The following is a 22,119-nucleotide window of genomic DNA, read 5'->3' on the forward strand; positions in this document are numbered from 1 at the left end:
AAAATGATTATGAAAAATATATTCGTGATGGCTCTTATGATCTAAATAGTAAGATGAGTTACGAGGAAATTGCTAAAAAATTAGCTCATCAATAAAAAAAAGATTGTCCCTCTTATGTTAGGGACAATCTTTTTTTAATTTTTTGTGTTCTTCTTTGTGGTGCGTACGTGGTTTGCGATTGCGGTCACCGCCACCAAAGTGTTTCTTGTGTTCTTTATCTTGTGATTTTTTTTCGTCTAACCCTGCAGGTTTCTCAAGCAAAGCTTTACGAGATAAATTGATCCGACCTTGGTTATCGATCTCGATCACTTTAACCGTTACTTCATCGCCAAGCTTAAGCACATCTTCTACTTTTCCAACACGTTCATGTGCTAGTTCAGAGATATGAACTAAACCATCTGTTCCTTTAAACAATTCAACGAAAGCCCCAAATTTTTCGATTCGACGAACTTTCCCTGTGTAGATTTCGCCCACTTTTGCTTCGCGAACGATATCTTCAATAATTGCCATCGCTTTTTTTGTTCATTTCTTCGTCTTGTGAAGCTACATAAACTGTTCCATCTTGTTCGATGTCGATCTTCACACCTGTTTCATCAATGATTTGATTAATTTGTTTTCCACCAGGTCCAATGACGTCTTTAATTTTATCTTCTTTGATCGTCATTGAAACGATCTTAGGTGCATACTTCGATAAATGATCACGTGGTGCACTAATTGTGGATAGTAAATGATCTAGAATGTGCAAACGACCTGCTTTTGCTTGTGTAAGAGCTTCTTCAAGAATTTGACGGCTCAGTCCGTCAATTTTGATATCCATTTGGAGAGCCGTAATACCTTCGCTTGTTCCAGCCACTTTAAAGTCCATATCTCCAAAGTGATCTTCCATCCCTTGGATGTCAGACAAAATCGTGTAATCATCGCCCAATTTGACAAGTCCCATCGCAATACCAGCTACTGGAGCTTTAATTGGAACACCTGCATCCATTAAAGCAAGTGTTGATCCGCAGATACTTGCTTGTGAACTAGAACCATTGGATTCTAATACCTCAGAAACAAGGCGAATCGTATAAGGGAATTCTTCTTCGCTTGGAATGATATATTGTAAAGCACGCTCACCAAGTGCCCCGTGTCCGATTTCACGGCGTCCAGGTCCACGGCGAGGTCCAGTTTCTCCAACACTAAATTGTGGGAAATTGTAGTGGTGCATAAAGCGTTTATACTCTTCTGCGCCGAGCCCATCAATAATTTGATGTTCACGTAGCGGTGCAAGCGTACAAATACTTAACGCCTGAGTTTGTCCACGAGTGAATAGACCCGACCCATGAACACGTGATAGCAAGCCCACTTCAGATGACAATGGACGAATTTCGTCTACTTTACGTCCATCTGGGCGGATTTTTTCTTGTGAGATTAAACGACGCATTTCATCTTTTTCAATCATTTCAAGAATATGCGCAACTTCAGCAAGAACATCTTCTTCGTCTTCGAGTTCTTTTTCTTTATAGCTTTCAAGAATTTCTTCTTTTACAGCTTCAATTGCTGCTTCACGCGCTTTTTTTCTCTTCAGTTTGAATCGCTTGTTTCATTTTTGCTTCGCTGACCGCTTTCACTTCGCTTTCAAGTTCAGGATCAGTCACAAAAAGTTCAATTTCGCGTTTTTCTTTTCCTACTGCTTGGATAATTTCTTCTTGGAACTTGCAAAGACGTTTAATTTCTTCGTGACCAAACATAATCGCTTCAAGCATCGCTTCCTCAGAAACTTCCTTTGCGCCAGCTTCCACCATGTTAATTGCGTCATAAGTTCCAGCGACAGTTAGTGAAATGTCACTTTGTTCCGCCTGTTCGATAGTTGGATTGATGATATATTCACCATTTATGCGTCCTACTTCAACCCCTGCAATCGGGCCATCAAACGGAATGTCCGAGATACAAAGAGAAATCGAAGAACCTAGCATTGCAGCCATTTCAGGTGAGCAATCTTGTTCAACACTAAAAACAGTTGATGTAATTTGTACTTCGTTTCGGAATCCTTCAGCAAAAAGCGGACGAATTGGGCGGTCAATTAAGCGAGCGGTTAGGGTAGCCCGGTCGCTTGGACGTCCTTCACGCTTTAAAAATCCCCCTGGAACTTTCCCAACGGAATACATTTTTTCTTCATAGTTAACTGTTAACGGAAAAAAGTCACCTGGGCGCGGCTTTTTCGATCCTACACTAGCTGTTAAAACCGCGGTATCACCAAAGCGAACTAGCGCGGCTCCACTCGCTTGTTTGGCAAGTTGTCCAACCTCAACGGCAAGCGTCTTACCAGCAAGTTCTGTTGTAAAGACTTGTTTTTCAGACATATTTTCACTTCTCCTTTTCTTCGGAGCGCAGAACTTTACCATGCATCAATTCTTTCATGCACACCTTGTTTTAAAAGGCACGCATGAATCCAAAAAACCTGCTAAAAAACCTTTTAGCACGTTTTTGGATTCATGCGATAAAGATTCAAGCGCTCTCCTTTAATCTTTAAAAAAAGCGGGAACCCAGAAGAATCCCGCTTTTTCGGTCTCGTTTTTAACGACGTAAACCTAAACGTTTGATAAGTTCGCGGTAACGTTGCACATCTTTTTTACGAAGATAAGTAAGCAGGTTACGACGGTGACCAACCATTTTCATCAAACCTCTATAAGAATGGTGGTCTTTCTTGTGTACACGAACGTGATCATTCAAATTATTGATTTCTGCAGTAAGTACAGCAATTTGCACCTCTGGAGAACCTGTATCTGTGTCATGGACACGATATTCAGCAATAATCTTGTTTTTTGCTTCTTGAGTTAATGCCATTAACTCCACCTCCTTTAATTCTAAATCCCCTATTACTGAGCAAAACGTTGGTGACTCGTCACTGCCAAGTAAAGGTTCTTGTCGTACAGAGTTAAAGATACACTATTCTACCAAGAAAAGCAAGTAAAAATTTGCTTCTCGCGGCCGTTTCTGCAGGCTAAATTTATTGCGCAAAATAAGCGCGCGTATCAGCTTCGTCTTGCTTGAGTTGTTCCACAAGACCCTCTACGCCGTTAAATTTCATTTCTGATCGGAAGAAATGATACCATTCAATTTCAGCTTGTTCCCCGTAAATTTCACGATCAAAATCTAAAATGAACACTTCAATCGACCGCTCCTGATCCGTTTTGAATGTCACATTGTAACCGATGCTTGCCATCCCAGCATAGCTTTTCCCACCAATAATAAAGCGAACGGCATAAATTCCAAGTTTTGGGATCAAGTAGTCCTCATCAATTTGCATATTAGCAGTTGGAAAACCAAGCGTCCGTCCCCGTTTATCCCCATGAATAACAGTTCCTTTCACTTTATAAGGGTACCCTAAAAGTTCATTCGCCGTATCAAGATCTCCCTCTTCAATAGCACCGCGAATTTTCGTCGAGCTAATCTTCTCATCAAAAGCTTCCTGCTTATTCACTATTGTGACATCAAATCGTCCCTTCGCATAAGAAACCATCTCTTCCATTTTGCCCGCGCCTTTTTTCCCGTATGAGTAATCAAAGCCAGCGACTATATGATGTGCATTAAGTTGAATTAAATAGTCTTCAACGAAACGCTCTGGAGACAGTTCAGCAAAAGCCGCCGTAAAACGGACAACGTACACAATATCAATCCCAAGCTGTTCAATTTTTTCCAATTTTTCATCCAGTGGTGTTAAGTAATGTACGGCTTTCCTCGCCTTGCTGAGTACGACAGACGGGTGCGGATCAAAGGTAAGCACAGCGCTCTTTTCCCCATTTTCATCCGCAATTTGCTTGGCCATTTTTATAACGGCTTGATGTCCTAAATGAACACCATCAAAAAAACCAAGCGCAATCGTTTTCGGATCTTGGTTTTCTATAGTGAACTCTGGATGATGCAAAAAACAAGTTTCCATGACAAATTCTCCTCTGCTTTAAAATTCTATTCTAAAAAGAGACTTACGCAAGCTCAATTACTTTTTCTGGTTTCCAAATGCCTGGTTTCGTTGCATGCTTTTGATAAAGCGCGACGAGTTTCCCATTAAATAGCAAAGCAACAGGCGAAGCGCTCACTACTTCTCCAGAAAAAAGTTCATCTTCCTTTATCAAAGCACCGTTTAAAACACGATTATGTAGATCTTCTGTGAGTTCTATCTTCGGAAAACTTTGGATTCCAAGTTCAAGCGGTTTTAAAAAACTCGTATCTCGCGCAAGCATTTTTTCTTCGATTTCTAAAAGAGTGAGGCAGTCCTCTTCCTTAAAAAAGCCGCTTTTAGAACGCCGCAAGGCAGACATGTGAGCCGGATATCCTAATTTTTCCCCAATCATGACAGCAAGCGTTCGGATATAGGTACCCTTGCCGCAACGGATTCTTAGCTGGAAACTTGGATGAGCTTGCGTAATTTCATGCGCATCTAGGCGCTTCAGCTCATCAATTTGAACTTGGCGCTTCGGTCGCTCAACACTTTCGCCAGAACGAGCATACTCATAAAGTTTTTTCCCAGCCACTTTAACTGCTGAATACATCGGAGGAATTTGAGTGATTTCGCCCGTTAATTCATGAAGAACCTTCTCAATTTCTTGCACAGAGATTGGGTTATAAATCACTTTTTCAGAAACGGTTTCTCCTGTCTGATCCTCCGTTGTTGTGCTCCTCCCAAGTGTGATTTCTGCGTGGTATTCTTTACCTTCATCTGTCAAATATTCCGCAAGTTTTGTTGCTCGCCCCACACAAATCGGTAAAACGCCAGCAACTTCTGGATCGAGTGTCCCTGTATGTCCGACTTTTTTGGTTTTTAAAATCTTCCGAAGCTTAAAAACACAATCATGGCTCGTTAAACCGCGCTCTTTATATAGTGCAATGATGCCGTCCATGTATCCTGCTCCACTCCTTTTCACTTAAAAAAAGCCGAAACGAAAACGGAATAATCGTTTTGTCTCGGCTTTTCAGTTTTAGCTGTCTTTATTCAAGTTCCGAAGCAACTCGTCAATCTTATTGCCATATTCAAGCGAGCTGTCCATTTCAAACAAAAGTTCAGGAACTTTACGCAAACTCATGCGATTGCCAATTTCAGAACGGATAAAACCATGTGCTTTTTCTAATGCCAACATAGAATCTTCCCGCTCTTTTTCATTTCCGAGAATTGAAATAAAAATGGTTGCTTGTTGCAAATCACCTGTAACATCAACATCTGTCACAGTAATAAAGCCTAGACGAGGATCTTTGATTTTTCGGTTTAAAATATCGCCAAGTTCTTTTTTCATTTGCTCAGCAACCCGATTTGCTCTTACACTCATTTTGTTCACCTCTATACCCAGTCTTTTTCCGTCTTGATTCTCTCCCATTCTGGGAAAGAATCAAGAAACGAAAGGACTTGATCTGTTTCTTTTTCACATCTAACACGTGTATCTGAAACCACAGCAAAACTAATTTCTGTTCGCTGCCACTTTTCCTTAAAAGCAGTTTCTGCAATGGAAACATTAAATTTTTGACGTGCACGCGTTAAAATACGCTTTAACACACTGCGTTTTTCTTTCAAGTTCATCGCATCATGAATGATACATTCAACTACGACTGCCTGAATGATCATTTGCGTTCGATTTCCTCCATGACAAAGGCTTCAATCACATCGTCTTCTTTAATATCATTAAAGTTTTCAATTGTGATTCCACATTCATAACCTTTAGCTACTTCTTTCGCATCATCTTTGAAACGTTTTAGCGAAGAAAGTTTTCCTTCAAACACAACGATACCATCACGAATCAAACGAATGCCGCTATCACGTGTGATTTTCCCATCTGTGACATAACAACCAGCGATGGTTCCGATTTTAGATACATTAAAGGTTTGACGAACTTGTGCCTGTCCGATAATTTTTTCTTCATATTCTGGATCAAGCATTCCTTTCATCGCTGCTTCGATTTCCTCAATAGCTTTATAAATAACCCGGTGCAAACGAATATCAACGCCTTCATTTTCAGCAGCTTCACGAGCTTGCGTAGTTGGCCGGACATTAAAGCCAATGATAATTGCATTTGACGCAGCGGCAAGTGTAATATCTGATTCATTAATAGCACCAACTGCTGTATGAATGATATTGACATTTACACCTTCCACTTCAATTTTACGAAGCGAGGCAGCAAGGGCTTCAACAGAACCTTGTACGTCAGCTTTGATAATGACATTAACAGCCTTCATTTCGCCAGCTTTCATATGTTCAAACAAATTATCGAGGCTAACACGATTCGTTGCTGTTCGTTGTTCTTGCACGGCTTTTGTCGCACGTGATTCCCCAACTGAACGAGCCGTTTTTTCATCTTCAAAGACAACAAAACGGTCTCCCGCTTGAGGGACGTCATTTAGCCCCGTAATTTCAACTGGTGTGCTTGGACCAACTTGTTTCACTCGACGACCAAGATCATTCACCATTGCCCGAACGCGGCCATATGTGTTTCCGACAACAATCGGATCTCCAACATGCAAAGTCCCATCCTGAACGAGAAGTGTCGCAACAGAACCACGACCTTTATCAAGCTCAGCTTCTACTACCGTACCAAGAGCACGGCGATCAGGATTAGCTTTCAATTCTTCTACTTCTGAAACAAGTAGAATCATATCCAGTAAATTATCTAAGCCTTCGCCAAACTTAGCAGAAATCGGTACAAAAATAGTATCCCCGCCCCAGTCTTCTGGAATGAGTTCATATTCCGTCAGCTCTTGCATAACTCGTTCTGGATTGGCTTGTGGTTTATCAATCTTATTCACAGCTACAATAATCGGCATCTTTGCTGCTTTCGCATGGTTAATCGCTTCAATCGTTTGTGGCATAACTCCATCATCAGCAGCAACCACTAGAATCGTAATATCTGTGATTTGCGCACCACGAGCACGCATTGCTGTAAAGGCCGCGTGACCTGGTGTATCCAGGAAGGTGATTTTCTTACCACGAACATCTAATTGATAAGCCCCGATGTGCTGAGTAATTCCGCCTGCTTCACCAAGTGTTACTTTCGTATTTCTTAGTGAATCAAGAAGAGTTGTTTTCCCGTGGTCAACGTGACCCATAATCGTTACAACTGGTGGACGTTCTTCAAGATGACTAGCATCTTCTTCCGCTGCATTTTCAAAGTAAACGTCTAAATCAGTCACGTCAATTTTAATTTCTTCTTCTACTTCAACACCGTATTCTGCACAAATCAATTCGATTGCATCTTTATCTAGCTCTTGGTTAATGGTTGCAACAACCCCTAACAAGAACAGTTTTTTGATGATTTCCGAAGGTTCGCGGTACAGTTTTTTTTGCTAGTTCTGCAACAGTAAGCGATTCTGTAAACGTGATTTTCTCTGGAAGTGGTTTTGGTTTTGGCGGAGTTACTGGTTGTGTTTGGTGATTTTGTTTGCCTTTTTTCTTTCCTTTACCACCGCGATTTTGATTGAATCCACCGCCGTGAGTTCCACCTCTACCGCCACGATTTTGATTATTGTTCCCACCGAAGCGATTCCCCTGATTTTGATTTCGTCCAGGAGTAGCATTTGTGTTTCGGTTATTTGAACTTGTTCCAGACTGGCTTTTATTTCCGCCTGTGTTTTCTGGCTTATCAGTTCGTTTTGTTTGCCCACTTTTGTCCAGCTTTTTGTGCGTTTTGGCGCGGTTTTGCATTGTTTTGCGTAGCTGGTCGTTGCGGTTTATTTTCTTTTGGTTTTTGGTTATTATTTGAATTCAGTTTATTAGGCTCCTTGCTATTCGGTTTATTTTGGACTTTTTCACTTTTTTGAACAGCTGGTTTCTCTGGTTTGTTTGAAAAAGCTTGATCGAGTTGTCTTAAGGCATTATCATTAATCGTCGACATATGGTTGGAAACTTCTACACCTAAACCGTGTAATTTTTCAATAACATCTTTACTCGAAACTTGTTGTTTTTTTGCATACTCATATACACGAATTTTACTCATGCCGTACACCTCCACTAGGTAATCAACCGAGTAGTTCCATTAGTTTCTTAGCAAATCCTTTATCAAGAATACCAATAACAGCACGCGTTTCTTTGCCAATCGCCCCTCCCAATTCCTCTCTTGTAAATCTTTTTTGCAAGGGGACACCGTAGTATTCACATTTATTTCGGACCTTTTTTTTCCGTTCCGCTTGAAACATCATCTGCTAGTACAACAAGCGATGTCTTTCCGCTACGAACTGCTTTTAAAACTAATTCCTCTCCGGTTGTTATTTTCTTTGCACGATTTGCAAGACCGAGGAGTTGGAGAAATTTTTCATCCATGATTTTCGTCCTCAAGGGATTCTACATACGCAATTAATTCGTCATAAAATCCTTCTTGCTCTTTCATTTTTAATTGGTGGAATAACGTATTTTTTTCTTTCGTACGCTTTGCCACATCGACATCTTTTTTTATATAAAAACCACGTCCTGGTGCTTTTCCAGTTGGATCAATGGTAAGCTCCCCTTCTTTCGAATACGCAATCCGTAAAAGGTCTTGCTTAGGGAGTCTTTCACCAGTTACAATACACTTTCTAAGTGGGATTTTTTTTGCTCCGCATGTCCGCTTTTCTCCTTTATTCTTCATCTTCCGAAACGTTATTTTCTTCAACGACCGTTTCTTCTGTTTCTTGAACAGGTGTTTCTTCGCGCGGATAGATGCCCATTTCACGAGCAACGCTTTCGCTCTTAATATCAATTTTCCAGCCCGTTAACTTCGCAGCAAGACGAGCATTTTGACCGCGTTTTCCGATTGCAAGAGAAAGTTGATAATCAGGAACTACAACTGTTGTTGCTTGCTCTTCTTCATTAACAATAACATCAAGTACTTTTGAAGGACTAAGCGCATTCGCAACAAACGTAAATGGATCCTCTGACCATTCTACGATGTCGATTTTTTCACCTTTCAACTCATTCACGATCGCCTGAACACGTGCACCTTTAGGTCCAACACAAGCCCCCACAGCATCCACTTCTGGATCAGCTGTATAAACCGAAATTTTAGAACGATCCCCTGCTTCACGTGCCACAGATTTAATTTCTACAATTCCTTCATAAATTTCAGGAACTTCCATTTCAAAAAGGCGCTTTAACAAACCAGGGTGCGTTCTTGAAACAAAAATTTGCGGGCCCTTAGTCGTTTTTTCCACTTTGGTCAAATACACTTTGATCCGGTCGTGTGGTCGATAAGTTTCATTTGGCATTTGTTCATTTTGCGAAAGAATCGCTTCAATTTTACCAAGGTTCACATAGATAAAACGTGAATCTTGTCTTTCTACAATCCCTGTCATGATATCATCTTCACGATCAATAAATTCATCGTAAATAATGCCGCGTTCTGCTTCACGTACACGCTGTGTTACGACTTGTTTAGCCGTTTGGGCAGCAATACGTCCAAAATCTTTCGGCGTAACTTCAAGCTCTACGACATCCCCTACTTTATAAACAGGGTTTAATTCATGCGCTTCTTCAAGTGAAATTTCAAGTCGTGAATCAAAAACCTGATCCACAACATCTTTTCTTGCAAATACGCGAATCGATCCATTTTCAAGATTCAATTCCACACGTACATTTTGCGCTTGGTTAAAATTCCGTTTATAAGCAGAAACAAGGGCTGCTTCGATTGCTTCAACGATTACATCTCGAGAAATTCCTTTATCATGTTCTAAAACATGAAGAGCATCTAGTAATTCTGTGCTCATTACTCATTCACTCCTTATTTAATTTTTTAAAATTCGATGGCAAGGCGCGCTTTCGCAACCTTGTCTTTTGGAATCACACAAGTGATTTTACGCGTTTTATCTTTGATTTCAATGGTTAGTTCATTTCCATCATAAAACAAGAGCGTGCCTTCCCACACTTTACGATCCTCAATCGGTTCATAAGACGTAATATGCACATAACTTCCCACCGCGTTTTCGAAATCTGCTTCTTTTTTTAGAGGACGTTCAGCGCCGGGAGAAGAAACTTCTAGAAAATAGTTTTGACTGATTGGATCAGACTCATCTAATTTTTCACTTACTTTTTCACTGACAATTGCGCATTCATCAATATCAATTCCGCCATCTTTATCAATAAAAATACGTAAAAACCAATTTTTCCCTTCTTTTTCAAACGCTAAATCGACAAGTTCAAAGCCTAACTCATCAGTAATCGGCTTGACAAGCTCCTCTACTTGGTCCAAAACCTTACTCATTTCAGCCTCCTTAGAGATATGCTCTGCTACCGGTGCGAATGCTTTCTCAAAACAATCGCAAAACGAAAGAGTGGGCAAATGCCCACTCTTAGCTGAGTTATCGTTGTATTTCATTACATAGTATACCATAGCCTGCGTGATTTCGCAAACAAGCTCGCATGATAAGTAGTTTCTTTTAAAAAAGCGACAATTGATTTTGATCAGGAAGACCTTCTAAACAACCTTGTTCATCCATATACTGAATAATCGTCTTTGAAACCTTCCCGCGTTGTTGGAGATCTTCTTTCGACAAAAACTCACCATCTTCACGAGCAGCTACAATCTGTTTGGCGACGTTCGTCCCAAGACTTGGAATCGCATTGAACGGTGGAATAAGTGTGTCACCTTCAATAACAAATTCATCGGCTTTAGATTTATATAGATCCACTTTTTGGAACTTATAGCCTCTTGCAAGCATTTCATTGGCAATTTCAAGCACCGTTAATAAGTTTTTTTTCTTTCGTCGAAGCTTCAAGCCCTTTATCATTGATTTCCTTCATAACCGCTTTAACCGCTTCACGACCATTTACCATTGCCGTCAAATCAAAGTCATCCGCACGAACGGAGAAATAAGTCGCATAGAAATAAAGAGGATGATGGACTTTAAAATAAGCAATTCGGACAGCCATGAGCACATAGGCCGCTGCATGGGCTTTCGGGAACATATACTTAATTTTTTTACAAGAATCAATATACCAGCTAGGTACATTGTTTTCGATCATCGCTTCTTCCATTTCCTCCGTCAAGCCTTTCCCTTTCCGCACTGATTCCATAATTCGGAAAGCAAGAGAACTTTCAAGTCCTTGGTAAATCAAGAAAACCATGATATCATCCCGACAACCGATCACATCAGGAAGCTCACAAATTTTATTTTTAATCAGTTCCTCCGCATTCCCAAGCCAAACATCCGTCCCGTGGGAAAGTCCAGAAATCTGAACGAGTTCAGAAAACGTAGTTGGTTTCGTTTGCTCAAGCATCTGACGAACAAAACGAGTCCCAAACTCTGGAATCCCAAGTGTCCCCGTCTTCGAATCAATGTCCTCTGGCGTAACACCTAAAGATTCCGTTGAACCAAATAGTTTCATCACTTCTGGATCATCTGTTGGGATCGTTTTCGGGTCGATTCCACTTAAATCTTGCAGCATCCGGATCGCAGTCGGATCATCGTGTCCGAGAATATCCAGTTTCAAAACATTATCATGAATTGAGTGGAAATCAAAGTGCGTGGTTTTCCATTCCGAGTCTGTCGCATCGGCCGGATATTGCACAGGCGTAAAATCATACACATCCATATAATCAGGAATAACGATAATCCCACCTGGATGTTGTCCTGTTGTTCGTTTCACACCCGTACAACCAGCAACAAGCCGGTCTACTTCAGCGCCGCGAATATTCATATTCATATCCCGTTCATAGCCTCGTACAAATCCGAAAGCCGTTTTTTCGGCAACCGTACCGATAGTTCCCGCACGATATACATAGTCTTCCCCGAAAATTTCTTTCGTATAGGCATGGGCAACGGTTGATAGTCTCCCGAGAAGTTTAAATCGATATCGGGAACTTTATCCCCTTTGAAACCTAGGAAAGTTTCAAACGGAATATCTTGTCCTTCTTTACGATAAGCTGTCCCGCATTCAGGACATGTTTTATCTGGAAGGTCGAACCCAGAACCAACTGAACCATCATGAAAGAACTCTGAGTGTTTACAATTAGGGCACAAATAGTGCGGTGGAAGTGGATTTACCTCAGTAATTTCCGTCATCGTTGCTACAAATGACGAACCAACTGACCCCCTAGAACCAACTAAATAACCATCGTTTAGCGATTTTTTAACCAGTTTATGCGAAATCAAGTAAATAACGGCAAATCCATGACCGATAATACTTTTAAGTTCTTTTTCAAGCCGTGCCTCAACGATTTCCGGAAGCGTTTCACCATATAAATCGTGTGCCATCTTATAACTCATATTGCGAATCTCATCTTCGGCCCCTTCAATTTTCGGTGTATAAAGTTCATCTTTGATAGGTTTCAGTTCATCCATCCAATCAGCTACTAAATTGGAATTTGTCACTACAATTTCGTGTGCTTTTTCCGCGCCAAGAAAACTAAATTCCTTAAGCATTTCTTCTGTAGAACGGAAATGGACATCCGGAAGTTCTTGACGATTTAGCGGATTCGCGCCTCCCATGGAATGAATCAAGATCTTTCGATAGATTTTATCTTGGGGATCCTTATAATGAACATTTCCTGTTGCCACAACTGGTTTTCCAGTTTTTTCTCCCACTTTTACAATGTTTTTCAAAATTTCTTCCAAAGCTTTTTCATCGCGGATCATTTCGCGTTCAATCAGCGGAGCATACACCGGTTTAGGTTGTATTTCAATAAAATCATAAAAACCCGCTACTTTTTCCGCTTCAGCCATTCCTTTTTGCATCATCGCTTCAAAAAGTTCGCCTTGACTACAAGCCGTTCCAACAATAAGTCCCTCACGCAGTTTCTTGAGCTTCGAGCGTGGAATTCTTGGCACACGATAGAAATAATCAATATTTGACATTGAAACCAGTTTAAACAAGTTTTTCAGGCCTTCTGCCGTTTGCGCATAAATCGTGGCATGGAAAGGGCGTGCTCGTTTATAAGCATCCCCTTCTCCCATAAACTGATTAAACTCATCGTGATTAGTGATTTCGTGCATTTCCTTCGCATCTTTAATCAATTTCCACGCTAAATAAGCGGTTGCTTCTGCATCAAAAATCGCCCGGTGATGCTGTTCTAAGATGATATTGAATTTCTTCGTCAATGTATTCAAACGATGGTTTTTAAAATGCGGATAGAGAAAACGTGCTAATTCTAACGTATCAATAACCGCATTCGGCGCATCTTGTAACCCGATTTTACGATAAGCTGTGTTGATAAAGCCCATATCAAAAGAAGCGTTATGGGCAACAAGGATCGCGTCCCCGCACCACTCACGGAAATTCTTCAAGACGACATCAATGGGGTCAGAACCTTTCACCATGTCATCCGTGATTCCTGTCAAGTTGATGGTCGTAGCTGAAAGTGGATGTCCAGGATCAATAAAAGCTTCAAATTTATCGACAATCTCGCCATCTTTCATTTTAATCCCTGCAAGTTCAATAATCGTGTCATAAACCGCAGAAAGTCCTGTTGTTTCTACGTCAAAAACAACATAAGTCGCATCTTTCAATTCAATGTGCTTGTCATTATAAGCAATCGGAACCCCATCATCAATCAAGTTTGCTTCTACCCCGTAAAGAATCTTAAGTCCAAATTTTTGCCCCGCTGCATACGCTTCAGGGAACGACTGAACCACCGAATGATCCGTAAGTGCAATCGCTTTGTGTCCCCAGTCCGCTGCTTGCTTAGCAAGATCCGTAATCGAGTTTGTCGCATCCATCTGACTCATATTCGAATGAAGGTGAAGTTCAACACGTTTTTCTTCCGCTCCGTCAACTCGTTTTCTCGGCGCAATCTCATTGACATCTTGTGCCATCATGATTAAGTCACGGACAAAGGTATCATTTTGAACGCTTCCACGTACTTTCACCCACATGCCTTTTTTCAGGTTCTGGAACATAGCTGCATCCTCTTTATCGCGAGAAAACATCTTAATGATCATAGAGCTCGTATAATCAGTGATTTTAAATTGCAGTAAACTCCGCCCACTTCTAAGCTCACGAATTTCAGTCGCAAACACGTATCCTTGGACAGTAATCCGGCGTTCCTCATCATAAATATCGCCAAGACGTTTTACTTCATCGCCCTCTTTGATTTTATAGCCAAGCTGGAACGGTCCTGTAAGTTCAGCTGGCGCTTGCTGAGCACCACTCTCCGCTTCTCGTTGACGTTTTTGCATGACTTCAACCGCTGCTTTCGCCTTCTCGGCATCTTCCTCTTCCTTCGCCTTCTTAAAAGCCTCATAAGTTTCCGAGTTTTCTTGCGTTAAGACAGTTGTTCGAAAAGCTAGGCGCGGGAACCCGCAGTTAGCATAGTTCTCAAGAATTTCTGCAGCAAAACTTTGCTCAAATTTGGTCTTTTCCATTTCGTTATGCAAATTGAGCTCTAAAAAATGAGGTTCTTTAAACGTGGGCTTTTGTTCCATTAAAACTTGTCCGATCAGCGGAGAAGTTGCCAAAATAGGCGAAACAATCAAATTCCAATAATCTTGGATAAGCCCTTCATCGAGCCTTGTTTCTTTGGCATGAATCACAAGCTCTGTATTAGCAATCTCGCTAAATGCGCGTTTCATACCTGTATCGAGTAATGTATAAAAATCTGCGGGGAAAATCTGCGGCGCTTCCAAATGAAACTGCCACGTTTTATTTCTTTTATCCGCAATCAACTTTTCAATTTTGGTATCCTTCGTAAAATCCTCAAACGTCTTGTCTTCTTTTAATCCGATTTGTTCTAAAAGAAGTTGGAATCGCTCCTTTTTTTCTTCTTCTGAAGCACTCAATGGGGTGTCACTCCTTTCAGCTAAAAAGCTGTAAAAAGTACCTTCCACAAAATGCAAAGGTACTTTTTAATCTATCTCTATTGTACATGAAAAATCATTTTTCGCCAAAAAGAATTGGCAAAGTATTTAGCAATTCCTCTTCGCGAACTTCGATCATTTCGCCCGTTTTGCGGATTTTCACTTCCACAATTCCTTCAGCGGCTTTTTTCCCAACCGTCACTCGGATTGGAAGGCCAATTAAATCTGCATCCGCAAATTTCACACCCGCACGTTCCGACCGGTCATCTAGTAACACGCTATATCCCGCTTCTTGAAGCGATGCATAAAGCGAATCTCCGAAAGCACGTTGCGCGTCATCTTTCATATTAACAGGAATTAGGTGAATATCGAATGGCGCAATTCCTTTTTCAAACACAAGTCCCGCTTCATCGTTGCACTGTTCTGCAATCGCCGTAAATAAGCGCGAAACTCCAATCCCGTAGCAACCCATGATGAGTGGATTTGCGCGCCCATTCTCATCTAGAAAAGTTGCGTTCATCGCATCTGAATATTTTGTTCCAAGTTTAAAGATATGCCCTACTTCAATACCTTCCGCAAATTTGATGACCCCTTGACCATCAGGAGATAAGTCTCCTTCTTGAATCATCCGCAAGTCAAAATAACTTTGAACAGTAAAATCACGCTCAGGATTTACATTGATAAAGTGATACCCATCTTCATTAGCGCCGACCGCTGCATTCACGACATCTTGAACCGCATGATCCGCGTAAATGCGAATATCTTCAGGAGCATGGATTGGACCGAGCGACCCAAAACTAGCTCCGAGTAACTTAACGGCCACTTCTGGATCAGCCAATTCAACCGATTTCGCTTCTAAAGCATTTTTAATTTTAATGTCATTGACTTCATGGTCTCCTCGAACGAGTACCATAATAATATCGCCATCCACATCGAACAACATTGACTTGACAGTTTTTTCAACTGGAATGTCTAAATTTGTGACAAGGTCTTCAATTGTCCGGAGTCCAGGTGTGGCAATTTTTTCTAGCTCTGCTTCTTGTTCCAGCGATTTTTTACCATTATAAAGAACAGGCGCCATTTCCGTATTTGCTGCATAATCAGATGAATCACTATAAGCAATCGTATCCTCTCCGATTTTAGACAGTACCATAAACTCACGAGATTCTTTCCCGCCAATAGCACCCGAATCAGCAATCACTGCGCGATAATTTAATCCACAGCGCGTAAAAATATTGCAGTATGCTTGATACATTTTTTGATATGTTTCATCCAAACTTTCTTCGCTCGCGTGAAAAGAATAGGCATCATTCATGATAAACTCCCGGCCTCTTAGAAGGCCAAAGCGTGGGCGTTTTTCATCCCGGAACTTAGTTTGGATTTGATAAAGTGTGATGGGAAGACGTTTATATGATTTTAATTCGTCCCGAACAAGATCTGTAATCACTTCTTCATGTGTTGGCCCAAGTACGAAATCACGGCTATTGCGATCTTTGAGGCGCATAAGTTCTGGCCCGTAATCATTCCATCTCCCCGATTCTTGCCACAGTTCAGCAGGTTGAAGAGCTGGGAGAAGTAGTTCAGAAGCCCCCGCACGGTTAAGTTCCTCGCGAATGATTTGTTCAATTTTTTGTAAAGTAAGGCTTGCAAGTGGCAAGTAACTATAAATTCCGCTTGCAGTTTGTCGGATAAATCCTGCTCGAAGAAGCAATTGATGACTTCTTACTTCGGCATCAGCAGGCGTTTCTTTTAATGTTGGAATAAAGCTCATTGTCTGACGCATAAAACACACTCCCCTTTTTAAATCGGTCCTAGCAGGTCAGGTTTAGAAAAATGCCCGCTGAATATCGTTCCATGTTACAAGAATCATTAGTATCATTAACAAAGCAAAGCCAACAAAATGAATAATCCCTTCTTTTTTCGGATCTACTGGCTTCCTGCGAATTAATTCATATAGGAAGAACAGTAAACGTCCCCCGTCTAGTGCAGGAAGTGGTAGCAAGTTTACAATCCCAAGATTGATACTTAAAACAGCCGTCCAGTTTAATAACGTTAAGAATCCATAACTAACAACTTGTTCTGTACTCGTGTAAATGCCAACAGGACCGTTAAGCATATCGAGCGAAAAGCCACCTGTAATCATTTTTCCAAGAACATCAAAAATTTGATGAATCCAGTTCCAAGTGTTTGTAAAGCCGTAGCTAATTTTGGCACCAAATGAATCTTTGATTGGGTTTTCTACACCAATTTTCCCAACGGCTTCTCCCTGAACTTTTTTGTTTTTCAGGCGTCACTTTAACATCTTGTTTTTTTCCATCCCGTTCAATTTTAAACGTTAAGTTTTTATCTGGATTTTCCGAGACTTTACCAACAATTTCTGCCCAAGAATCCGTTTTGGTTCCAGAAATGGAGAGAACTTTGTCCCCTTCTTTAAGTCCCGCCTCAGCAGCCGGACTGTCTTTCACAACATTTCCAAGTGTGTTTTCTGTTGAAGCTACACCTCCTTGGATAAAAGCAAGTGCTGTGAAAATCAAAATCGCTAAAATAAAATTAAAAAGCGGTCCAGCAAAAATAGTTGCCGCTCGTTTTCCAAGCGACTTAGCGCCAAAAGTGCGATCATATGGAACGACTTGCGTCTCGATTTTTCCGTCCACAACAACTGCATCACGCGCAACCTGATAGCGAACCTTTTTCGATTCATCGTAGTCTTCAAAGCCTTCAATGAACAACTCTTTTTCAAGATCTGCTTTTGAAACTTCAAATGGTTGAGCATTCACATATTGGTCTTTACCGTTTACAATAATTTTTGTTACCGTTTCATCTTTTGATAATTCAAGACCTACACGGTAACCTGGTTTTAATTCTAATTCTTCACCGTCTTCGCCAGCCATTCGTACGTAACCACCAATGGGTAGCAAACGAATTGTATATTGTGTTTCTTTCTTTTTGTAAGCAAAAATTTTCGGTCCAAAAACCGATCGAAAAATCACGCACCAAAATACCAGAACGTTTTGCAAGCAAAAAAATGCCCTAATTCGTGAAAGAAAACGATGAGTCCGAAGACGAAAATAAATGCAATAATCGTTGTCAAATTAATTTCACCTCTATAAAAGTGTTTTTACGTATGCCCTTGTTTCTTGATCGACCTGCAAAATCGTATCCAGTGACGGCGCTTGAATCACATTCTGCATATGATGATTCATGGCATTCTCTACCACTGCCTCAATATTGTTAAAATCAACCTGCCCATTTAAAAAACCGGCAACAGCAATTTCATTCGCCGCATTTAAAAACGGTCGGCATCGTTCCACCTATTTTACCAGCGTTGTATGCTAATTTCAATGCCCTAAATCGATCGTAGTCCACTTCTTCAAAATGAAGTGTGCCAATTTTAGCCAAACTGAATGGTTCACTAAATGTAATGTTGGACCGGTCCGGATAAGTGAGCGCATATTGGATCGGAATGCGCATATCTGGCGCTCCAAGTTGTGCGATCATACTTCCGTCAATATATTCAACAAGCGAGTGCACAATGCTTTCCCGGTGGATCACAACATCAATGTCTTCATAATCCATATCATAAAGCCAGTGTGCCTCAATTACTTCAAGGCCTTTATTGAACATCGTAGCCGAATCGATTGTTAACTTATTTCCCATGTTCCAGTTCGGGTGGTTTAACGCTTCTTTCACTGTAACGTGTTTAAGCTCTTGACGTGTCTTGTCCCGGAAACTTCCGCCACTAGCCGTAATGATCAATTTGGAGACATTTTCGCGTTTTTCACCGTTTAACGCTTGGAAAACAGCAGAATGTTCACTGTCAACAGGGAGAATATCCACCCCTTTTTTTTCGCGCGGCTGCCATGACTAGGTGTCCGGCCGTAACAAGTGTTTCTTTATTTGCAATCGCGATTTGTTTTCCGGCTTCAATCGCGTCAAGCGTCGGCAAAAGTCCAACACTTCCAATCACAGCACTCAGCAAAACATCGCCCTCCGGAAAAGCAGCAATGGCACGGAGACCTTCCATTCCTGAATAAAAACGAACGTCAGGAAACTCGGGTTTTAGCTTCTCTACATCTCGTTTGTTTTGAACGGATACAGCTTTTGGCTTGAACTCTTGAATAATTTTACGTCCCAGTGTAACATTCCGGCCAAAAGATAGCGCAGTAATTTCAAAAAGTTCTGGATGTTCCCTTACAATTTCCAGTGTCTGCGTTCCGATCGACCCGGTTGCACCTAATAAATTAATTTTCTTCATGGCTTCATCTCCATTAAATGATTTGCAGTATATGTAATAGCGGTAAGACAAATAATAAACTGTCAAAACGGTCTAAGATCCCACCGTGTCCTGGTAAAATCTTTCCAGAATCTTTCACACCATAAAAACGCTTGAGTGCAGACTCAACAAGATCGCCAAGTTGCCCGAAGATAGAAAGCACAATTAAAGCGAGTATGACTAAACCGATGTTCCCGCTCAAATTCATCAAGTAGAAAAAGCCTCCAGCGATAATAATAGCCGAAACGATTCCACCTATAAAGCCTTCTACCGTCTTATTGGGACTCACGTGTGGTGCAAGTTTATGCTTCCCAAACTGACGTCCGATAAAATAAGCACCTGTGTCAGTTGACCAAACGATGAGAAGTGCAAATAAAACGTAGTACAGCCCCGCATCACGGGTTAAAGCCAAATAATGAAAACCTATTCCTACATAGAAAGAAGCAAGAACGGCAATCCCCGCTTGGTCAAAATGAAACTTGTTTTTTGAAAAAAACGGTATAAGAAAGCAAAATCGCAATCCCAATAAAGATTAGTTCAATTACAGAAAGCCCGATTTTATCAAGCCAAGTTAAATAGTTCTCAGGAACAACAACGAGCCAAGTTAAAAGCATGGTGACAATGCCATTCACTGAAAAAAGCGATTGCTTCGTCATTACGAGAATTTCGTACACGGCAATGGATGCGAGTAAAATACTAATCAGTTCAAATGGTACCCCGCCAATAACAACGAAGGGGATAAAAATAATAAGCGCCACAATGGCTGTAATAATTCTTGTTTTCACCTTTTTTCCTCCCTAAAGCCCACCAAATCTGCGTGACCGATTTTGATAGTCAATCATCGCCTCTAAAAAGTCTTCTTCTGTAAAGTCTGGCCAGTGAACATCTGTAAAGTAAAACTCACTGTAAGCCAATTGCCAAAGCATAAAATTGCTAAGCCGAAGCTCACCACTCGTTCGAATCAACAAATCTGGATCTCCAAGACCATTTGTCATTAAATGCTTTTCGATATCCGTTTCTGTGATTTCATCCGCTTTTTTTCCAGCATTTTCAAGCTCACAAATCGCTTCTTTCATCGCCGTCACAATTTCTGCTCGCGACCCGTAATTCAAGGCAAAATTAAGCACAAGACCCGTACAATGCTTGGTATCTTCAATCGCCTTTTCTACAGCACGAAGTGTGTGTAGCGGTAAATTATCTCGATATCCCATGACATTGACCTTGACATTTTCCTGAATGAGTTCTGGAACAAAAGTATCGAAAAACTCAACAGGTAATTTCATCAAGAAGTCTACTTCATCTGTCGGACGCTTCCAGTTCTCAGTTGAAAAAGCATAAAGCGTTAGAACTTCAATGCCCATTTCATTTGCATAGCGCGTGATTTTCTTAACCACATTCATGCCTTCCTTATGACCCGCAATACGCGGCAAAAACCGCTTTTTGGCCCATCTCCCATTACCATCCATGATAATCGCAACATGTTTTGGAAGTGGAAGTTCGGGTGATAATTCACCATCTATAAAATTTTCATTTTGTCGAAAGAGCTTCTTAAACATTTTAAATCCTCCAATAGAAATGCCACTACTCTGCGCATGTCTATACCTATAATACCAAAAAACGCCCGATTAATGTACTAAAATTTACATGTGATTCATGAGATTTCCATGAGAAAATCGGTTTGGTTAGGATACAAAAGAAAAGCACCCCTCCCCTTCCTAAAGTAGAAGAAAAGGAATGCTTTTTTGTCATTAATTTAAACTTCCATGATTTCCGCTTCTTTTTCTTTAGCGATTTCATCGATTTTTTTGAATGCTTACATCCGTTAACTTTTGTACATCATCTCCGTAAGTTCGCAAGTCATCTTCTGTGATTTCGCCAGCTTTTTCGAGTTTTTTTAAGTTCATCATTTGCATCGCGGCGCACATTACGCACCGCAACTTTTGCTTCTTCTGCTTCTTTTTTCACTTCTTTTGCAAGTTCGCGGCGACGTTCTTCCGTTAGTTGCGGGATAGTAAGTCGAAGCACAGAACCATCATTATTTGGTGTTAAACCAAGATCTGATTTTAAAATCGCTTTTTCAATATCTTCAAGGGCATTTTTATCAAAAGGCGTGATAAGTAGCATCCTAGCTTCTGGAACACTGATCCCAGCAATTTGATTAAGCGGAGTTGGTGCACCATAATAATCTACTTGAACACGATCTAAAATCGATGCATTCGCACGTCCAGCACGAATTTGACCCAACGCACGAGATAAAGCCTGCTCAGACTTTTCCATTTTTTCCTGTGAATTTTGCAAAACTTCTTTACTCATTGATTTATTTCCCCCTTACAGTTGTTCCGATTTTTTCCACCAAGAACGACACGTTTAATATTGTTTTCAGTTTCAGCAAATGAAAATACGATCAGCGGAATATCGTTATCCATGCTAAGCGACGAAGCTGTTGAATCCATTACCTGCAATCCTTCTTTAATAACATCGAGATAAGAAAGCTCATCATATTTTTTCGCCGTATTATCAATGCGAGGATCGGCACTATACACCCCGTCCACATTGTTTTTAGCCATTAAAATGACATCTGCTTCAATTTCAGCTGCACGAAGCGCCGCAGTTGTATCTGTAGAGAAATACGGGTTCCCTGTTCCACCAGCAAAAATGACTACACGCCCCTTTTCAAGATGACGAATAGCTTTTCGTCTAATATACGGTTCAGCAATTTGGCGCATATCGATCGAAGTTTGCACACGCGTTGCCACCCCAATATTTTCTAATGAATCTTGAAGTGAAAGTGAGTTCATTACAGTTGCAAGCATACCCATGTAATCCGCAGCTGCCCGGTCCATGCCCATTTCACTTCCAAGGCGTCCGCGCCAGATGTTCCCACCACCGACAACAACAGCTACTTCCACACCTAATTCAACTACTTCTTTTACTTGTTTAGAAATCGCATTGACGATATTCGGACTAATTCCAAAACCATCCGAACCCGCAAGCGCTTCACCACTCAATTTTAAAACAACACGTTTATATTTTGGGGTATTCATAATGACCTCCACACCTTTATTCTAGTTCATGATAAAAGAGTTTTTTATCCACCAGTATTCATTTTACTAAAAAACCAG

10 protein-coding genes and 10 pseudogenes are annotated in these 22,119 nt (G+C 40.9%); 1 reads left to right on the forward strand and 19 read right to left on the reverse strand.

Annotation, left to right across the window (positions count from 1 at the left end; translation table 11 throughout):
- Positions 1–95 (forward strand): annotated as a pseudogene (locus tag MAQA_RS15530) (endolytic transglycosylase MltG); the annotation flags it as partial.
- 22 nt (positions 96–117) lie between these two features.
- Here MAQA_RS15530 and pnp read toward each other — a convergent pair.
- From pnp to pyrH, 19 genes and pseudogenes are all read right to left on the reverse strand, one after another.
- A pseudogene (gene pnp, locus MAQA_RS07055) lies at positions 118–2,342 on the reverse strand (polyribonucleotide nucleotidyltransferase).
- Positions 2,343–2,556: 214 nt separating this feature from the next.
- On the reverse strand, positions 2,557–2,826 hold the full coding sequence (gene rpsO, locus MAQA_RS07060) for a 30S ribosomal protein S15 (RefSeq protein WP_036072602.1): 270 nt from the start codon (positions 2,824–2,826) through the stop codon (positions 2,557–2,559).
- Positions 2,827–2,989: 163 nt separating this feature from the next.
- The gene (locus MAQA_RS07065) at positions 2,990–3,922 is read right to left on the reverse strand and encodes a bifunctional riboflavin kinase/FAD synthetase (protein WP_036072604.1); all 933 of its coding nucleotides are present in this window, start codon (positions 3,920–3,922) and stop codon (positions 2,990–2,992) included.
- A gap of 43 nt (positions 3,923–3,965) precedes the next feature.
- Entirely contained in the window at positions 3,966–4,880 is a 915-nt protein-coding gene (gene truB / locus MAQA_RS07070) for a tRNA pseudouridine(55) synthase TruB (protein WP_036072606.1), read from the reverse strand.
- A 78-nt stretch (positions 4,881–4,958) separates the two neighbouring features.
- Positions 4,959–5,303, reverse strand: coding sequence for a 30S ribosome-binding factor RbfA (gene rbfA / locus MAQA_RS07075; protein WP_036072608.1), 345 nt, complete (start codon positions 5,301–5,303; stop codon positions 4,959–4,961).
- 11 nt (positions 5,304–5,314) lie between these two features.
- Positions 5,315–5,596 (reverse strand): DUF503 domain-containing protein, encoded by a 282-nt coding sequence (locus tag MAQA_RS07080; protein ID WP_036072610.1) that lies wholly within the window; start codon positions 5,594–5,596, stop codon positions 5,315–5,317.
- Positions 5,593–7,958: pseudogene (infB, locus tag MAQA_RS07085) on the reverse strand (translation initiation factor IF-2). Before infB ends, MAQA_RS07080 begins: the two are co-directional and overlap by 4 nt.
- 22 nt (positions 7,959–7,980) lie before the next feature.
- Positions 7,981–8,281, reverse strand: a pseudogene (locus tag MAQA_RS07090) (YlxQ family RNA-binding protein).
- Positions 8,274–8,585, reverse strand: coding sequence for an RNase P modulator RnpM (rnpM, locus tag MAQA_RS07095; RefSeq protein WP_052008521.1), 312 nt, complete (start codon positions 8,583–8,585; stop codon positions 8,274–8,276). Before rnpM ends, MAQA_RS07090 begins: the two are co-directional and overlap by 8 nt.
- Complete coding sequence (nusA, locus tag MAQA_RS07100) at positions 8,575–9,699, reverse strand: transcription termination factor NusA (RefSeq protein WP_036072612.1); 1,125 nt, start codon at positions 9,697–9,699, stop codon at positions 8,575–8,577. The genes rnpM and nusA overlap by 11 nt, the downstream gene beginning before the upstream one ends.
- 26 nt (positions 9,700–9,725) lie before the next feature.
- On the reverse strand, positions 9,726–10,193 hold the full coding sequence (rimP, locus tag MAQA_RS07105; protein WP_036072614.1) for a ribosome maturation factor RimP: 468 nt from the start codon (positions 10,191–10,193) through the stop codon (positions 9,726–9,728).
- Between the two features lie 175 nt (positions 10,194–10,368).
- Positions 10,369–14,706, reverse strand: a pseudogene (locus MAQA_RS07110) (PolC-type DNA polymerase III).
- 94 nt (positions 14,707–14,800) lie between these two features.
- Positions 14,801–16,507 (reverse strand): proline--tRNA ligase, encoded by a 1,707-nt coding sequence (locus MAQA_RS07115; protein ID WP_036072616.1) that lies wholly within the window; start codon positions 16,505–16,507, stop codon positions 14,801–14,803.
- A 42-nt stretch (positions 16,508–16,549) separates the two neighbouring features.
- Positions 16,550–17,815: pseudogene (rseP, locus tag MAQA_RS07120) on the reverse strand (RIP metalloprotease RseP).
- Positions 17,816–17,828: 13 nt separating this feature from the next.
- Positions 17,829–18,979 (reverse strand): annotated as a pseudogene (gene dxr / locus MAQA_RS07125) (1-deoxy-D-xylulose-5-phosphate reductoisomerase).
- A gap of 13 nt (positions 18,980–18,992) precedes the next feature.
- Positions 18,993–19,782 (reverse strand): annotated as a pseudogene (locus MAQA_RS07130) (phosphatidate cytidylyltransferase).
- A 12-nt stretch (positions 19,783–19,794) separates the two neighbouring features.
- Complete coding sequence (locus MAQA_RS07135) at positions 19,795–20,553, reverse strand: isoprenyl transferase (RefSeq protein WP_036072618.1); 759 nt, start codon at positions 20,551–20,553, stop codon at positions 19,795–19,797.
- Between the two features lie 197 nt (positions 20,554–20,750).
- A pseudogene (frr, locus tag MAQA_RS07140) lies at positions 20,751–21,310 on the reverse strand (ribosome recycling factor).
- 4 nt (positions 21,311–21,314) lie between these two features.
- A pseudogene (gene pyrH / locus MAQA_RS07145) lies at positions 21,315–22,041 on the reverse strand (UMP kinase).
- Positions 22,042–22,119: the final 78 nt, after the last annotated feature.

Origin of the sequence: Listeria aquatica FSL S10-1188 (assembly GCF_000525795.1) — a bacterium.
Classification (GTDB): domain Bacteria; phylum Bacillota; class Bacilli; order Lactobacillales; family Listeriaceae; genus Listeria; species Listeria aquatica.

Excerpts from the sequence above, each read along its gene's own strand:
- rpsO (WP_036072602.1), bottom strand. The coding sequence starts at position 2,826 with ATGGCATTAACTCAAGAAGCAAAAAACAAGATTATTGCTGAATATCGT.
- MAQA_RS07065 (WP_036072604.1), bottom strand. The coding sequence starts at position 3,922 with ATGGAAACTTGTTTTTTGCATCATCCAGAGTTCACTATAGAAAACCAA.
- truB (WP_036072606.1), bottom strand. The coding sequence starts at position 4,880 with ATGGACGGCATCATTGCACTATATAAAGAGCGCGGTTTAACGAGCCAT.
- rbfA (WP_036072608.1), bottom strand. The coding sequence starts at position 5,303 with ATGAGTGTAAGAGCAAATCGGGTTGCTGAGCAAATGAAAAAAGAACTT.
- MAQA_RS07080 (WP_036072610.1), bottom strand. The coding sequence starts at position 5,596 with ATGATCATTCAGGCAGTCGTAGTTGAATGTATCATTCATGATGCGATG.
- rnpM (WP_052008521.1), bottom strand. The coding sequence starts at position 8,585 with ATGAAGAATAAAGGAGAAAAGCGGACATGCGGAGCAAAAAAAATCCCA.
- nusA (WP_036072612.1), bottom strand. The coding sequence starts at position 9,699 with ATGAGCACAGAATTACTAGATGCTCTTCATGTTTTAGAACATGATAAA.
- rimP (WP_036072614.1), bottom strand. The coding sequence starts at position 10,193 with ATGAGTAAGGTTTTGGACCAAGTAGAGGAGCTTGTCAAGCCGATTACT.
- MAQA_RS07115 (WP_036072616.1), bottom strand. The coding sequence starts at position 16,507 with ATGCGTCAGACAATGAGCTTTATTCCAACATTAAAAGAAACGCCTGCT.
- MAQA_RS07135 (WP_036072618.1), bottom strand. The coding sequence starts at position 20,553 with ATGTTTAAGAAGCTCTTTCGACAAAATGAAAATTTTATAGATGGTGAA.